Genomic DNA, 15939 nt, shown 5'->3' with positions numbered 1-15939 from the left:
GGATCCGGTGAACCTCGGCCACGTCTATTTCATCGGGGCAGGACCCGGCGCTCCCGACCTCATGACGGTGCGCGGACAGTCGCTCGTTCGCCAGGCCGACCTCGTCGTCTTCGCAGACTCGCTCGTCGATCCCCGCGTGTGCGAGGTGGCTCGCCCCGGCGCGACGGTGATCGGTAGCTCGGGCTTGACGCTGGAGGAGATGTCGGACCGGATGATCGCGGCCGCTCGGGAGGGGCAGACGGTCGCGAGGCTGCAGAGCGGCGACCCGGCCATCTATGGAGCGCTCCATGAGCAGATCGCGCGGCTCGACGCGGCCGGCGTCCCGTGGACCATCGTGCCGGGCGTCAGCTCCGCATTCGCGGCGGCGGCCGCCCTCGGAGTGGAGCTGACCGTTCCAAGCGTTGCGCAGAGCGTGATCCTGACGCGCATCTCCGGAAGAGCGAGCCCCGTCCCTCCCGGTGAGTCGCTGCGGAGCCTGGCGGCCCATGGTACGAGCCTCGTGCTCTTTCTCAGCATCGCCCACATCTACCGTGTCGTTCGGGAGCTTCTCGCCGGAGGTTATCCGCCCGAGACGCCCGTCGCCGCGGTGTACCGGGTGAGCTGGCCGGACGAGGAGATAGTCCGGGGCACGTTGAAGGACATCCGTGCGAAGGTCCGCGCAGCCAAGTGGACGCGTCAGGCCCTGATTCTCATTGGTCCGGCCCTGGACTCAGACGCGGCGGACGGGCGCCGGTCCCGTCTCTACGCCGGGGACTACACGCATCTGTTTCGCCAGGCCAGGCGGCGTCAGCGCAGTCAGGCCGCGGCTCCGCGTGCCGCCGACGCCAGCAATGGCGACGATCGTCATGGGGCCTGACGCAGCCGGCGTCCCAGGGGCGCCGAACGTCCGCCCGGGGCCGGCGATCTTCGCCGTCAGCCGACGCGGGCTGGAGATCGCTCGTCGGCTCCAGAGATGCCTGGGCGGGGATGTCCGAGCGCCCGGGGCCCTATCTGAGCCGGGGGCAAGCGACCAGCCGCCGACGACCGCTTTCCCGGAAGGCGGCATTCGCGAAGCCGTCGCGGAGGAGTTCGCCGCGGACCGTGCGCTCGTGTGCGTCCTCCCCGTCGGCGCAGTCGTGCGGCTCGTCGCGCCGCTGCTCGTCGACAAGCGCCAGGATCCAGCCGTGATCGCCATAGACGAGGCGGGAGCCCACGTCGTGCCGGTGCTCTCCGAGCACCTGGGCGGCGCGAACGACCTCGCCCGACGGGTGGCCGCGGCGATCGGCGCGCGCCCTGTCATCACGACGGCCGCTGAGGCCCTCGGCTCCATCGCGCTTGACCTGATGGCCGGGCGTTGGGGGTGGACGCTGGAAGACGACGGCGGCATGACACGAGCCAGCGCCGCGGTCATCGACGGCGAGCCGGTCGGCTGCTACCAGGACGCGGGAGACGAGGCGTGGTGGCGCGAGGCGCCGAGAAACATCGTCCGGTACGCCAGCGTGGAGGCCCTGAACGGCGCCCGGCTCTCGGCGCGACTGATCATCAGCGATCGGATTCATCCGCTCGAGGGCGACGGCCCCGCGCTCGTCTTTCGACCGAGGACGCTCTCGGTGGGCGTCGGCTGCGTTCGCGGCGCCACCGCTGAGGAGATCCTCGACCTGATCGGTTCGACTCTGGCGGGCCATCGTCTCGCGGTGAACAGCGTACGCGAGATCGCGACGATCGCCGCCAAGCGCGAGGAGCGCGGGATTCGGGAGGCCGCCGAGCGGCGCGGCCGGCCGCTCCGATTTTTCGAGCCCGCCGAGCTGGCCGCGGCTCCCGCGCCGTCAGGCGTCTCCGCTGTCGTGGCGGAAGCGGTGGGCGCTCCGGCCGTCTGCGAGCCGGCAGCTCTTCTCGCGGCTGGCCCCGGCGCCGAGCTGGTCGCCGCCAAAACACGAACACCGCGCGTGACGGTCGCCGTCGCGCGGGTCCGCGCCAGCACTCGAAACGGGGCGCTGAGCGTTGTCGGAATCGGGCCCGGGGCCGAATCCGAGATGACCGAGCGCGCGCGCCGAACCCTCGAATCGGCCGAGGCGGTCGTCGGGTACGACGGATACCTCGATCTCATTCGCCCGTGGCTTCCGGACGCCACCTATCACGGGAGCCCGATCGGCGCCGAGATCGAGCGCTGCCGCCTCGCCGTCGCGCTGGCTCGCGATGGGCGGCGGGTGGCGCTGGTCTCCAGCGGCGATCCGGGCGTGTATGGGACAGCCGGCATCGTGATCGAGCTGCTGGCGGCGGATGGGGCCGATGACGAGCTGGAGCGGCTAGAGATCGTGCCGGGCGTGTCGGCGGCGAGCACGGCTGCCGCGCTTTTGGGGGCGCCCCTCATGAGCGACTTCGCGACCATCAGTCTCAGCGACCTCATGACCCCACTCGCCGTCATCGAGCGTCGCCTCGAGGCCGCGGCGGCCAGCGACATGGTCATCGCGCTGTACAACCCGGCCAGCCGACGGCGCCGGGCGCCCCTCGAGCGTGCGCACGCGATTCTCCTGCGCCATCGGGACCCGGGCACACCCGTGGGCCTGGTTCGCAACGCCGCGCGTCGGGATCAGCAAATCGAGGTTACAGACCTGGCCCACCTCCTCGATCGTCCGATCGACATGCTCACCATCGTCATCGTCGGAAACAGCGCCACGGTTCGCGCGGGCAGCCGGCTCACCACGCGCCGCGGGTATGCGATTTCATGACTCGGAGACTCGTCATCGCGGGCACATCGAGCGGCGTTGGCAAAACGACCGTCGTGTGTGGCCTGATCTCCGCCTATCGCCAGCGCGGCCTTCACGTCCAACCTTTCAAGGCGGGCCCGGACTACATCGATCCGAGCCACCACACCGCTGCCGCCGGCGTCCCATCCCGTACGCTCGATAGCGTGCTCGTGCCCCACATGAACCTGCGCGCTATCTACAAGCGAGCCGCGCGGTCGGCCGATATCGCCATCGTCGAGGGAGTCATGGGGCTCTTCGACGGCCGGGGCGGGCAGGGCGAGGCCGGCTCGACGGCCCAGATCGCGAAGCTCATCGATGCGCCGGTCGTCGTGGTCATCGACGCGGCGAAGACGTCGCGAACCGCGGGAGCCCTCGCCCTCGGGTGCGTTGCCTTCGATCCGGATCTCAAGGTGGCCGGATTCATTCTCAACCGCGTCGGCAGCGCCGACCATGCGCGATGGGCGGCCGACTCGATTCAGCAGGCGACCGGACTTCCGGTCCTCGGCGCGTTCCCGCGCGACCCGGATCTGTCGATCCCGGAGCGCCACCTGGGGCTCGTCCCGGCTGCGGAAGCATCGCCGGCTCCGGCGTTCTTCGATCGCCTCGCGGCCGCGACCGCGCGCGCGGTCGACCTCGACCGTGTCTGGTCGATTGCCGACGCGCCGGAGCCAGCTCCTGCGGCGGCCAACAGCGCGCGGCTCTATCCGGACGAGCCCCTCGCGCCGCGCACCGCCATCGCGGTCGCGCGAGACCTGGCCTTCAGTTTTTACTACGAGGACGCGCTCGATCTGCTCGCGGCCTGGGGCGCTGAGGTCATCCCATTCAGTCCGTTGTGGGACGATCGCGTGCCGACGGCGGCGCGGGGCGTATATCTGGGCGGCGGGTTCCCTGAGCTCTACGCCGCGCAGCTCGCCGCGAACTCCCCGATGGTCGCGTCGGTTCGCGACGTCGCCGCTCGGGGGCTCCCGATCTACGGTGAATGCGGCGGCCTGATGTATCTGGGGAGGTCGCTCGTCGACCTGGATGGACGGACGCACCCCATGGCGGGCATCGTTCCACTCGACTCGGCCATGCAGTGGCGGCGCGCAGTCCTCGGGTACCGGACCGTCACTGCGTTACGCCCGAGCCCCCTGCTGCCGGTCGGCGCCGAAGTCACGGGGCACGAGTTTCACTACTCGGTTCTGGGTGCTCCCGCCCCACCCGAACGAGCCGCGTATCGAATCGCCGAGCGTGGCGGCGGCCTCGAGGGCTACGCCGTCGACAACGTGCTTGCGTCGTACGTACACGTCCACTTCGCCCACGACGCGGCCATTGCGCGCCGATTCGTGGAGCGCTGCGTCGCGGTCGACGCACCGGTGTGACGTTCGCCAGCCCGGAACGACCCGGATTCGCCGCTCGCGCGCCACGACGCTGAAGTGTCGCATGTCCAGCGTCAGGACCGCGCCGCCGCGGCGATCGGCGCCCGCGATGACCGCGGCGTCGGCGAAGCCGAGCGGGATGTCTCGGTACCGCTCCGCATCCAGGGACTCGAGCGCCGGCGGACCCTTGGCCTCGAGGTAGGCCTCGAGCGCCTCGCGGACGATCTCAGCCTGGGGCGGACCCGACCGCCGAGAAGCGGCGCGCAGGCTCTCGTGCAGAAGGTCCGGGATGTACAGAGTGGTTTTTCTCATCGTGGTTCAGGCTATCTATGTCGCGCTCTTCAATCTCGCCTCGGCGACCTCGGCGTCGCGAACCGCTCCGGGCGAATCTCCCGAAGCGCCGGGTTGTGTTGGTCCCGATGCGAAAGGATGGGGTCTGCGATCGGCCATGCCACCGCGAGATCCGGATCGTCCCAGCGAACGGCCTGCATGTCGGACCCGTCGTAATAGGCCGTCACCTGATAGACGTAGTCGGCCTCGCTGCTCAGCACGCAGAAGCCGTGGGCGACCGCGCGCGGGAGAAAGAGCTTGAGCCGGTTCGTCTCGCCGAGGATGAACGTTTCGACCGCTCCGAACGTCGGTGAATCTGCGCGAATATCGGCCACCGCGGTGAAGACCTCCCCGCGCGGCACGTAGATCAGCTTCTCCCAGTTCTCGGCGTGCAGCCCGCGGAGCGCCCCCCGCCGGGATCGCGAATGGTTTTCCTGCACGAAGCACGGCGCCTGTCCCAGGGCGTCAACGAGCTCGTTCAAGCGGAATGACTCCCGGAAAAACCCGCGATCGTCCGCGAAGGTCGGGCGTTCGATAATGAGTAGGCCATCGATGGCGCAGCGCCGAATTGCCATATGCCTCCCGAGCCACGCGGGGAAACGGTTCGAGGCTCATTGCGAACGGGTCACATTTGGCTGTTATACCGTGCCGCTCCGGGCCGCTGGTAGAATCGCCTATGACCTCCCCGGATGCCCAGGGGTCCGCGCAGCTGATCGGCCATCAGTGGGCTCTCGACGCGCTGGCGCGCGCTATCAAGACTTCCTCCCTGGCCCATGCCTACCTGCTGACCGGACCTGAGCACGTCGGCAAACTCGCGACGGCGATGGCGATCGCCCGTCTCCTCCTGTGTCCTTCGAATCCGGCGTGCGGCACCTGCCGCCACTGCCGACATGCCGCCCGCGGCGCGCATCCCGACATGCGCATCCTGGCGCTGCCCACCGACCGGAAGACCATACCCATCAAAGACGTCCACGAATTTCTCCACGGCATCGCCCTCAAACCCCTCGAGGCGACTCGGAAGGTGTACCTGATTCCAGATGCGGAGAACCTCGCGGAAGACGGAGCCACGGCGCTTCTGAAGACGATCGAAGAGCCGCCCGCCGGCGTGACGCTCCTGCTCACCGCCGCTGATCCGTCCGCCCTCCTCCCCACGGTTGTATCTCGGTGCCAGGTCATCACCCTCCACCGCGTTCCGCCCGCCGTGATCGCGGAGCATCTCATCAGCGGGCGCGGGATCGATGCTGACCGGGCGCAATCCGCCGCATCCGAGAGCGGCGGGCTGCCCGGTTGGGCGATCCTCGCGGTGGACCGTCCGGAGATCCTGGAGGATCGCGTTCGGTGCGCGCGGGAGCTTCGCGGCGCCCTGGATGGCGACGTCCTGAGCCGCATCCGGTATGCCGACGAGCTTTCGGAGCAATGGAGCAGCCATCCAGAGAACGTGCGCAACGTACTCGAGATCTGGGCGGAGGTATGGGAGGCCGCGCTCCTCGTTCAACACGGGTTTCAGGGCACTCGATGCGCCTCGGCCATCCGTCGAGAGGCGGTGATGATTTCCGAACGTCTGGACGCGAGCACGGTGCGCCGGGCTTTGGCGCGCACGCTTGATGTCGAGGACGGTCTCAATCACAACGCGAACCCACGGCTCGCGCTCGAGGCCTACATGATGGGACTCCCGCGCCCCGCCGGGTCTGGCCTCGACTGAGACTGCCGGTGCACGAGCCCGCTGCGCTCGATTTTGTTGGGGTTCGACGGGGTCGAAGCGGGCGAGTCCTGTTTGTGGACGCCGGCGGTCTGACCCTGGCGCCGGGCACCGTCGTGGTGGTGGAATCGACCGGGCCCACGGGCGAGTCCTACGTCTGGCTCGCAACCGTCGTCATCGGGAGCGGCCAAGCCCGGGTTGAGCAGCCGCCGCCACGAGTGGGACGCGCGCTCCGTGTCGCCGAGGCCGCGGACGCGATCACGCTCGGCAGGGAAGCGGCGGCGGCTCTCGATGCCAGCCTCATCGCGGCCTCCGTCCTCGACACACTTGGCGCTGGCGTGTGCCTCCTCGATGCGCGTTTGTCTCCCGACGCGGCCGTCCTCACGCTCACTCTCGACCGCGAACCACCCGACGCCGAGCGCCTGGCCCAGACCCTCATCGATCGCTTTGGGCGCATGGTGCGGCTCGAGCGCGTAGACGTGGAGGGGGTTCGGAGGCTGCTGCACGGAGTGGACGACGCTCTCCTTCCGGAGGGCGGAGATCGCTGGCTTGTCGATCCCGGGAGCGGACGCCAGGCGCCCATCGTGGAGCCGCCTCATCGGCTCACCGCGACGGATCTCATCCGCGATCACGTTCCGCCCGTCCCAGCTCGTCGGCGTGCCGATTCGTCTGATCGCTGAGCGCCGCACCGGCATCCAACCGTCGTGGTAAGGTAGATGCCCAGCGCAGACGGGAGGGGGATGTGATGCTGACGCCCGAAGAGAACGCACGCTTGACCCAGGTCGGCCCGGGGACGCCGATGGGGGCGCTTCTTCGCCGCTATTGGCATCCGGTCGCCACGACGGCCGAGCTGGACCGCGAGCCGGTCATGAGCGTCCGTCTGTTGGGCGAGGACCTGGCCCTCTATCGAAGCGATGATGGCGCGCTCGGTCTGGTGCGCGCTCGGTGCGCCCATCGCGGCGCGTCGCTGGCGTATGGCATCCCCGAGGAAAACGGCATTCGTTGTCCGTACCATGGGTGGCTCTACGATCGGGAGGGTCGCTGCATCGAGCAGCCGTCGGAGCCGTCGGTCCTCCCGCTCCGCATTCCCGGCTACCCGGTGAAGGCGCTCGGCGGCCTCGTCTGGGCCTACCTCGGACCTGAGCCGGCGCCCCTTCTTCCCCGCTGGGACCTGCTGGTCCGAGAAGACCTGGTTCGAACGATTGGCGTGACTCGCCTGCCGTGCAACTGGCTTCAGCCCATGGAGAACTCCATGGACCCCATGCACTTCGAGCACCTGCACAACCGATATGGACGGTTCGTTCTCCGACGGCAGGGCAAGCCGACGATGCCAGAGATGCCCAAGACCGCGAAAATCGACTTCGAGGTGTTCGAATTCGGCATCATCAAGCGCCGGTTGATGGAGGGCCAGACTGAAGAGGCGGACGACTGGCGGATCGGCCATCCGGTCCTGTTCCCAAACATCCTGACCCTGACGGACGTGGGACGTCCATCGTTCCAGATACGGGTCCCCGTCGACGATGCGAATACGCTGCACTTCTGGTATTTGACCACGACCAGGGAAGCCGGCGCGCCTCCGCAGGAGACGATCCCGGTTTCGGAGTTTCCCTACCAGGACGATGATGGGCGCTTGATCGTGGAGACCACGAAGGGGCAGGACATGATGGCCTGGATCACCCAGGGCGCCATCTCCGATCGATCCACCGAGCACCCGGTCACGTCGGACCGGGGCGTCTTGCTCTACCGCAAGCTGTTGCTGGAGAACATCGAGAAGGTGGCGCAGGGCCAGGACCCGCTCGGGGTGATCCGAGACCCGGAAGTGAACGAACCGATGATCGTGATCGAGCGCGAGCACACCGTCGGTCGTGTGCCCGGCAGCGGTCTCGCGGACGTGGCCCGTCCGCTGGCCGGCGCGGCTCGCTGAGACGACGGCTCACCGCGTTCGGCGCGCGCGCCAGGGCGCGGTGAAGCTCAGGACCAGGAGCACGATCGCGACGGCGCCCAGCCCGATCGCTGCCAGCCAGCCAGCGGCGAGAGGTGGCCCACTGGTCGGGCTCGTGAACTGATCCGAGGGCGGTCTCCGCGTCGTTTCATTCGTGGTCGCCGACGTCGGGGGGCCCATCGCGGGCGGCTCCCGGGGCGCCGCGGCGCCCCTGCTCGCGCGGGAATCCGGGTTGGCATCGACCACGCCGTCGGCGGCGCCGGCTGGCGGCGGCGCTCCGGACGCCGACCGTTGGGACTGGATCTTGGCTGCCGCGGGCGCCTGATCGCCTGCCCCGGCGGGAGTCGGGGCCAACGCCGCGCCGCTCCCGGCGGCGCTTGGAGACGAGCCGGATGCCGCTCCGCCGCCAGGGTACCCGAAGCGCGCGGTTGGCGGCGCCCCCGGCATCCCGGTCTCGGAAATGATGGCGACGATCATGAGCGCCGCCGCGAGACCGCTGAGCGCTCGAAGGAGGCCGCGAGGAAGCGCCCCGCCGGCTCTCTCCAGGCCGGGGGGCTCTGCGCGGTCGTCATCGGACGGGAGCTTGAAGGAGCGCGGCGCCGCGGCGGGTGGGACCGCGCGGAGGAGCGCAACGGTTTGTCGCAGCTCGCGAAGCTCTTTCTTGCACCGTTCGCACTGCGCAAGGTGCGATTCGACCTGGGAAAGCTCGTCGGGTGGCAAGGCCGCGTCGATGAGAGCGGAGAGCTGTTCCGTCGTCGCGTGGTCAGCGTCCACTCGTCTTCCCCCGTTGCGTAGAGCGGCGGGTCCGGCGCATACGCCAACGATGCCGACCCATAAGCAGACGGTCGCGGGTGTTCAAAGGTTCCCTTCCATGCTCAGGACGTCCCGCACGCGAGCGCGACCGCGCGCCAAACGGGACCGAATCGTGCCCACTGCGCAGCCGAGAGCTTCCGCTGACTCTTCGTAGGAGAATCCTTGAACGTCGACCAATTCGATGGCGAGGCGCTGCTCATCCGGAAGCGCGGCGAGCGCCCGTTCGATCGCGGCGCGCGTCTCGTGGGTCAGGGCGACCCCTTCGGGGTCTGGGCTACTACCGTCAGTCCACGGCTCCGCGTCAGATGCTTCCAGCAGACCGTCAAGAGACAGGGCGGGGCGCCGGCGCGCCGATCGATGGAGATCGTAGCAGGCGTTTACGACGATTCGCACGAGCCAGGCCCGGAACGATCCCCCGCGGAACCGGGAGATCGATCGGAACGCATCGAGAAACGCCTCCTGCGTGGCGTCCGCGGCGTCATCCGGATGCCCCGTCGTTCGCAGAGCCACCGCGAAGGCAATGTCCTGGTAGGCCTCGACGAGGCGATTGAAGGCGTCGACGTCGCCTTGCCGCGCCGCGCGAATCCACCGCTCCTCGCTCAAGACAACGAGCGGGTTGTTCACCGTCCTCCCGGGCGCGAGACGCGCGCGCCACCTGCGACCATGGGCCGAGCGACCGCCAGTCACAACCTGCGCTCAGTTCATGCATTTTGGCGCTGGCTATCGCCGGATATGATGTTAACGAGCGATGATAAACGTGAAGACTCAATGGCGAGTCGCGCAGACCGAGCATAGATCGGATGCGCAGAGCGGAAGGAGCTGAAAGGCGCCGATGGCGCGAGGCGAAACGGAGATACATTCCAGGGCCGAGGGTCCGGGATCATCGCCGCCACCCGATAGCGACAAGCCGAACGCAACGCGTCCGCAGAACCCGCAAGACACATCGTATGGCCGCATCACCGCCAACGACGACGGGGTGCCGGAGAGGTTCTCGAAGGTCGGAACGGCGCCTTCTCCCTGCTGTTCTGACGGCGAGGGCCTTGAAGCGAGGATTCTCGCTCTTGGACCTTGGGCGACGGATCTGGATCTGGCCTGGACCATAGCGGAAGACGGGTTCGACGCGGCCCGCGAGGAGAGCATCGAATCCCGTCTCGCGATCTCCAACGGGTTTATTGGCGTTCGCGGGTCCGTCGAAGAGCCCACCGCCGAGTCGAACCCACGCACCTACATCGCCGGCCTGTACGATGTCTTGCCGGCCGCGCGCCCCATCGAGGCGCTCGTCCCGGGGCCGGGCTGGATGCGTCTCCAGGTCTGGGCCGATGGCGGACCGATTCAGATCGATCGCGGCGAGCCGCTGAATCACCGTCGCGTCATCGACCTCAGCCGCGGTGTACTGTGGCGGGAGTGGAGCCAACGCGATCCGCATGGCCGGATCATCGTCGTTCGAACGGGGCGCCTGGTGTCATTCGCGGACCGTGGACTCGCGGTTCAGGTGGCAGAGGTGCAGCCAAAGCAGCCAACCAGCCTGGCGCTGCGCGCATGGATAGAGCTGCCCCAGTGGATGGACCTGCTCCATGCTGGGTCCAACATCCTGGTCTGGCGCACGCAGAACGCGGGTCAAGTGCTTGCGGTCGCGCACGACGCGCGTTTGCACGCAGGCGGGCAATCTCCTGCAGGCGGTCGTCCATCTCGCTCATTCGCGGGTGCGTGGGAGTGGCAATCGACGGAGCCCGCGCGGTTCTCGCGTTTCGTCGCCTTCGTGCGAGGCGATGGGCTCGACGACGCGAGTCCGCGTGCCCTCGAGCTGCTCAGGAAGGCGCGTCGCAATGGAATTCATCGCGTGTTCGACGAGCACGTGCGCGCGTGGAGCGAGCGATGGGCCGCGAGCGACGTGGTCGTCGAGGGGGATTTGGATGCCCAACGCGCCCTTCGGTTTGCCATCTATCACCTCAACAGCGCGGCGAACCCAGACGATCCGCGCGTATCCGTCGGCGCGCGGGCGCTGACGGGCGAGGCCTACTGGGGCCACGTCTTCTGGGACACTGAGATCTTCACCGGCCCCTTCTACACGCTGACCTGGCCGGAGGCGGCGCGGGCGATGTTGATGTACCGCTACCACACGCTTCCCGCCGCACGGGCAAAGGCCGCTCGGCTCGGATATCGGGGGGCCCTCTACGCGTGGGAGTCGGCATCAAGCGGGGACGAGACGGCGCCGGCAGAGGTCGTCGGCCCGGACGGGCGCGTCGTGCCCATCAACACCGGCGTCCTGGAACAACACATCAGCGCGGACGTCGCATATGCGTGCTGGCAGTACTGGCAGGCGACCGAGGACGTTCCGTTCTTGCTCGAGGCCGGCGCGGAGATCATCCTGGAAACCGCGCGCTTCTGGGTCAGCCGGGCGCAGCGGGAGCCGGACGGTCGCTGTCACATTCGCGGCGTAACCGGCCCCGACGAGTACCACGAGAATGTCGACGACAGCGCGTACACCAACCTTATGGCCCAGTGGAACATCGAGCGCGCCGTCGACACGGTGAAATTGGTGGAGGATCGCTGGCCGGATGCGTGGCGGCCGCTGCGCAAGCGGCTCGGGGTGACGCAGCGCGAGATCGACCACTGGCGCGAGGTTGCCCGCGATATTGTGACGGGCCTCGACGCCGGTGGCCCGGTAGTCGAGCAGTTCGCCGGCTATTTTGGGCTCGAGCCGGTCGATCTCGCGGTCTATTCACCGCGCTCGCAACCCCTGGACATCCTATTGGGGCCCGAGCGCACACGCCGCTCGCAGGTCATCAAGCAGGCCGATGTCGTCATGCTGGAAGCGCTGCTCCGGGAGCGCTTCACCGCGGCGCAGGTGGAGGCCGGCTTTGATTACTACGAGCCGCAATGCGGGCATGGGAGCTCGCTGTCGCCAGCCATTCACGCTCTCGTGGCAGCCCGTCTGGGCCGCACTGCCTTGGCGCTCCGCTATTTTCGGCAGGCCGCCGCGATCGACATCGATGACACGATGGGGAACGCCGCGCTGGGCATTCACATTGGCACGCATGGCGGGCTCTGGCAGGCGGCGGTTCTTGGCTTTGGCGGCCTCTCCATGGCTCCGGATGGGCTTCGCTTCACCCCGCACCTGCCGGACGAGTGGGGCGCCCTGGCGTACTCGGTACAGTGGCGTGGACGGCGGCTGCGGGTGCGTATCGCGGCGAAGCCGCGAAGGATCACGGTGCAGCTGCTCAGCGGCGAACCGATGGCTGTCGGCACGACGGGCGACCCGACCCGACTCGCCGCCGGCGAAACGTGGACCGGTCCGTGGGGGGAGGAGCCGCGGCGTGGCCAGGCGACAGGCCCGGGCAAAGTCCGGCGATCGTCCCGAAGGCCCGCGCTCGCGCGATAGGCCCCCGCTCGAGAGGTTGCGCCAGAGGCCCGATCGCCCCCGTACCCCGCGCCAGGGGAGACGACGAACGCGAGGCACGAGGTTTCGCACGCGGCAGCCTTCTGTCTCCGGTGCGCCGCGCCATGCCGCGCGCAGACTGGGGTACACTCAGGGCGCTCCGAACCCAGCGGGATCCCCGGGGGACGATCGCGAATGATAGCCCGATGGTGGATTCCCCCGCTGGTACTCGTGGTCGTCCTGTACCTCGCCCGCGAGGTCCTGGCCCCCTTCGTCATCGCGGCAGTCCTCGCCTACGTGTTCAGTCCGATCGTCAGCGAGATCTCGGAGCGCCTCAAGCTGCCGCGCATCGTGGTCGTGGCTGCCGTCTACGTCATTCTGCTGACGGTCGTGGGCCTGGGCGCGTGGCTGCTGGGGGCTCGACTGATCCGCGAGGTTCGTCTTCTCGGTCGAGCAGGCCCGGATCTGGTCGACGCGGCCTACGTGCGCCTTCTCGGGACGGAAACGTTTCGGCTCGCCGGCCAGCGCATCGACGCCCACGTCCTGGCGGACTGGACGAACAGCCGGATTTCCGACGTGGTGGCTGCGCCGGCCGATGCGCTCCGGGTAGCAGAGCGCGCCCTCGACACTGTTCTCAAGATGTTTCTGTCGCTTATCGCGCTCTTCTACTTGCTTCTTGACGGTCATCGACTGGGGCCATACCTCTTGCGCTTCGTCGCCGAGAGCAGACGAGCGCGCGTCCAGGAGGTCGGGCGCCACGTGCACAATACCCTCAGCCAGTACATCCGTGGCCAGCTCTTTCTCATTGTGCTCATGTCCGTCGTGACGTACCTCGTATTGTCGTCGCTCTTTCGCCTGCCGTTCGCGCTGCCCATTGCGATCTTGACCGGTGTCCTCGAAGTCATTCCGCTGCTGGGACCCATTACTGCGGGAGCGACGGCGGCCATGGTCGCGCTGGTTCAAGGCGGGACCCAGCTCATGATCTGGGTCATCGTGGCCTACATCGTCTTGCGCCAGGCGGAAGACCAGCTGATCATGCCGATCGTCGTCGGGCGCGCGGTCGACCTTCACCCCCTCGTCACCATCTTCGCCGTGCTGACGGGGGCGGCGACCGCGGGAGCCCTGGGCGCCATTCTGGCGGTCCCCATCGCGGCGGCCATTCGCATCATTCTGGACGACATCGTCGCAGAATCGCAGGCTGCCGACGCCGAGCCAGCGGAGGAACCGGACACGCGGCAGCTCCCGCTTCCCACCCCCGAGAGGCTGCCGCCCGCCGCGGACTAGCAGGCGCCGCGGCATGCGGTCCCGCGAACGGCGGCGACGCGTTTTGCTACACTGGCTTGACGGGCCTGGTCCAAGGAGTCACATGCCGGCGGCGCCGGTGCGCCGCATCCCGCTGAATCCGTGCAGCCTCAGTCGGAGAAGTGCACATGGAATCGACAGCGGCCATCGCCGACAACCCGCGATGGTCGGAAGCGCTCGCGGCGGTTGGCCTGGGCGACGGTGCGCCCGCGCCGGCGCCCGACCTGACCCTCTTTTTCGCCAGCCCCGCCTATGAAGATCTCGAGACGCTCGTGGCACAAGCGTATCGACGGAGCGCGGCCTCCGTGCTCATTGGGTGCTCTGGCCAGGGAATCATCGGCCCGAATCGCGAGGTAGAGGGCCAAGAAGCGCTCTCCGTCCTGCACGTGCAGCTCCCGGGCGCCGAGCTGCACCCGAGACACATCACGCCCGACGAACTGGCGCGCCTTCGTGGCCCGGAGGACTGGCTCCGCTGGGCCGGCGTTCCGGTAGAGAGCCTCAACGCGTGGATCGTGCTCGCCGACCCGTTCACGTTCGATGTCGAGGCGTTGATCGACGGGCTCACGAGCGCGTACCCGCGAGCGACGATAGCCGGTGGGCTGGCGTCCGGTCTGGCATCTGAGCACGGCACGCATCTGTTTCTCAACGGCGCGCACTATGGCGATGGCGCCGTGATCTTAGGCATTGGGGGCGCCTACACGGTGCGATCCGTGGTGGCGCAGGGCGCCGCGCCGATCGGCGAGCCATGGACCATTACGTCCGTGGATCGAAACATCGTGCGCAAGATCGGTAACCGGCCTGCCCTCGAAGTGCTGCGCGAAACGCTCAACGCCTTGTCCGAGGAGGAGCGCGGGCGCGCCGCCCGCAACCTGCTGGTCGGACTCGCCATGAACGAGTACCGGGAGCGATTCGAACAGGGGGATTTCCTGATACGGAACCTGCTGGGAGTCGACCCAGAATCCGGCGCTATGGCCATTGGAGCGATGCCCGAGGTCGGGCAAACGATCCAGTTCCAGATTCGCGACGCCAAGGCGGCGGACTTCGATCTCAAGAGGCAGCTCCTGCAAACCCGGCAGGCTGTCGATCCAGATCTCATCGCCGGCGCATTGCTGTGCACCTGCAATGGACGCGGCGTGGGGCTTTTTGGCAGCCCGGACCACGATGCGCGGGCCGTGGCCGCGGAATTCGGGCCCGTGCCCATCGCCGGCTTCTTCTGTAACGGAGAGATCGGGCCGGTGGGCGGCCGTACGTACTTGCACGGGTTCACGGCGAGCCTCGCCCTCTTCGTTCCCCGCGACGCTACGCCGTCACCTCGGAGATTCGTACCTCGCGACCCTCGTCCGACGCGCGGTGGATCGCGTCCATGACGCGCTGAACGGCGAGTCCGTCGGAAAAGGTCGGGAAGGGCCGCCCGTCACGGCCGTTGATCCGGTCGACGACTCGCTGGGCCAGCTCGACGAAGGGGCCAAGACGCGGGTCCTCGAGCCGTCCCTGGTCCTCTGCCTCCGGCGCAACCTCCTCAGAGCCGCTGTCGGCGCCGCGGTAGAGTTTGGTCCCTTCCAGGGTCAGCACGCCTTGGCTCCCGAAGATTTCGGTTCGCCGATAGCCGCCGGGTGCGCACACGCTCAAGTCGATGCGGCCAAAGATGCCGCGTTCGAGTCGAAGCGAAACGCTGGCCGTGTCGTCCGCGGTCACCCGCTCGTGTCCGCCGCCGTCGTCACGCGGCCGCTCCGCCCGGACCGCGCGCAGGTCCGCAGTCACCGACGCGATCGGGCCGAGCCAAAGGCGAACCGCGTCGATGTAGTGGGACCCGATCGCCTGGAGGAGTCCACCGCCCCGCGCGCGGTCGAAAAACCAACCGTAGGGCTGGTCGACTCGGGCATGGACCAGGTCCGCGACGCGGACGAGGATCGGTTCGCCGATGGCTCCCGCTGCCAGCAAGCGTGTCAGCGCCGCGCGCGCCGGGATGTACCGGAACTCGAAGTCGATCGCGTGGACCAGGCCCGAGCGCTCGGCCTTGCGGAGCATCTCGTTCGCCTCGTCCGCGTTCATGGCCATTGGCTTCTCGCACAGCACGTGGGCGCCGGCTTCGAGAGCTGCCAACGTCATCTCGCGGTGCAGGTAGGGCGGCGCGGTGATGCTCACGAGGTCGAGCGGAACCGAGCGCAGCATGGCGCGATAGTCGTCAAATGCGTGAGGAAGTCGAAACTCCTGTGCAACCGCCTGCGCCCGCTGGATGCGGCTGCTGGCCACGGCTACCAGTTCGGCGCCGTCGACGCAACGGAAGCCCGGCGCCTGGACGGCCGCGCCGAATCCTGTTCCGATGATTCCCACGCGGACGGCGCACATCGCAAGGCTCTCCTACGGGTGTATCGGCGGGGTCGTCCGCG

13 protein-coding genes and 1 pseudogene are annotated in these 15939 nt (G+C 68.4%); 9 read left to right on the top strand and 5 right to left on the bottom strand.

Annotated elements, in window-relative coordinates; all coding sequences use genetic code 11:
• Positions 1–7 precede the first annotated feature (7 nt).
• From cobM to VFC51_09140, 3 genes are read left to right on the top strand one after another with little or no spacing between them, the layout of a single operon-like run.
• A complete protein-coding gene (gene cobM, locus VFC51_09150) occupies positions 8–856 on the top strand; it encodes a precorrin-4 C(11)-methyltransferase (protein ID HZT07183.1) in 849 nt (282 codons plus the stop codon).
• Positions 831–2708 (top strand): precorrin-3B C(17)-methyltransferase, encoded by a 1878-nt coding sequence (gene cobJ, locus VFC51_09145; protein ID HZT07182.1) that lies wholly within the window; start codon positions 831–833, stop codon positions 2706–2708. The genes cobM and cobJ overlap by 26 nt, the downstream gene beginning before the upstream one ends.
• Positions 2705–4087, top strand: a complete 1383-nt coding sequence (locus tag VFC51_09140; GenBank protein ID HZT07181.1) for a cobyrinate a,c-diamide synthase — start codon at positions 2705–2707, stop codon at positions 4085–4087. The genes cobJ and VFC51_09140 overlap by 4 nt, the downstream gene beginning before the upstream one ends.
• Positions 4088–4288: 201 nt before the next feature.
• On the opposite strand, the pseudogene VFC51_09135 reads toward VFC51_09140, so the two are convergent.
• Together VFC51_09135 and rfbC are read right to left on the bottom strand one after the other, a co-directional pair.
• Positions 4289–4396, bottom strand: a pseudogene (locus VFC51_09135) (ribbon-helix-helix domain-containing protein).
• Between the two features lie 29 nt (positions 4397–4425).
• The gene (rfbC, locus tag VFC51_09130; GenBank protein HZT07180.1) at positions 4426–4989 is read right to left on the bottom strand and encodes a dTDP-4-dehydrorhamnose 3,5-epimerase; all 564 of its coding nucleotides are present in this window, start codon (positions 4987–4989) and stop codon (positions 4426–4428) included.
• A gap of 101 nt (positions 4990–5090) precedes the next feature.
• Here rfbC and VFC51_09125 point away from each other — a divergent pair, with 101 nt between their 5' ends.
• The 3 genes from VFC51_09125 to VFC51_09115 all read left to right on the top strand — a co-directional run bounded on the left by VFC51_09125 (position 5091) and on the right by VFC51_09115 (position 8037).
• On the top strand, positions 5091–6116 hold the full coding sequence (locus VFC51_09125; GenBank protein HZT07179.1) for a hypothetical protein: 1026 nt from the start codon (positions 5091–5093) through the stop codon (positions 6114–6116).
• Positions 6117–6124: 8 nt separating this feature from the next.
• On the top strand, positions 6125–6793 hold the full coding sequence (locus tag VFC51_09120) for a hypothetical protein (GenBank protein ID HZT07178.1): 669 nt from the start codon (positions 6125–6127) through the stop codon (positions 6791–6793).
• A 65-nt stretch (positions 6794–6858) separates the two neighbouring features.
• A complete protein-coding gene (locus tag VFC51_09115) occupies positions 6859–8037 on the top strand; it encodes an aromatic ring-hydroxylating dioxygenase subunit alpha (GenBank protein HZT07177.1) in 1179 nt (392 codons plus the stop codon).
• Positions 8038–8046: 9 nt separating this feature from the next.
• Here VFC51_09115 and VFC51_09110 read toward each other — a convergent pair whose 3' ends face one another.
• Both VFC51_09110 and VFC51_09105 read right to left on the bottom strand, forming a co-directional pair.
• The gene (locus VFC51_09110; GenBank protein HZT07176.1) at positions 8047–8829 is read right to left on the bottom strand and encodes a zf-HC2 domain-containing protein; all 783 of its coding nucleotides are present in this window, start codon (positions 8827–8829) and stop codon (positions 8047–8049) included.
• 81 nt (positions 8830–8910) lie between these two features.
• Positions 8911–9492 carry a sigma-70 family RNA polymerase sigma factor gene (locus tag VFC51_09105; protein ID HZT07175.1) on the bottom strand — a complete coding sequence of 194 codons (582 nt, stop codon included), beginning with the start codon at positions 9490–9492 and terminating at the stop codon, positions 8911–8913.
• A 352-nt stretch (positions 9493–9844) separates the two neighbouring features.
• Here VFC51_09105 and VFC51_09100 point away from each other — a divergent pair, with 352 nt between their 5' ends.
• From VFC51_09100 to VFC51_09090, 3 genes are all read left to right on the top strand, one after another.
• On the top strand, positions 9845–12250 hold the full coding sequence (locus tag VFC51_09100; GenBank protein HZT07174.1) for a glycosyl hydrolase family 65 protein: 2406 nt from the start codon (positions 9845–9847) through the stop codon (positions 12248–12250).
• A 192-nt stretch (positions 12251–12442) separates the two neighbouring features.
• Positions 12443–13531 (top strand): AI-2E family transporter, encoded by a 1089-nt coding sequence (locus tag VFC51_09095; GenBank protein HZT07173.1) that lies wholly within the window; start codon positions 12443–12445, stop codon positions 13529–13531.
• 146 nt (positions 13532–13677) lie between these two features.
• Complete coding sequence (locus VFC51_09090) at positions 13678–14916, top strand: FIST N-terminal domain-containing protein (protein HZT07172.1); 1239 nt, start codon at positions 13678–13680, stop codon at positions 14914–14916.
• On the opposite strand, the gene VFC51_09085 is transcribed toward VFC51_09090, so the two are convergent.
• Positions 14849–15898, bottom strand: coding sequence for a Gfo/Idh/MocA family oxidoreductase (locus tag VFC51_09085; protein HZT07171.1), 1050 nt, complete (start codon positions 15896–15898; stop codon positions 14849–14851). The genes VFC51_09090 and VFC51_09085 overlap by 68 nt on opposite strands.
• Between the last annotated feature and the right edge of the window lie 41 nt (positions 15899–15939).

This window comes from Chloroflexota bacterium (assembly GCA_035652535.1).
GTDB lineage: Bacteria > Chloroflexota > UBA6077 > UBA6077 > SHYK01 > DASRDP01.
The sequence above is the reverse complement of the archived record's forward strand: the minus strand, read 5'-3'. Positions and strand labels throughout refer to the sequence as shown.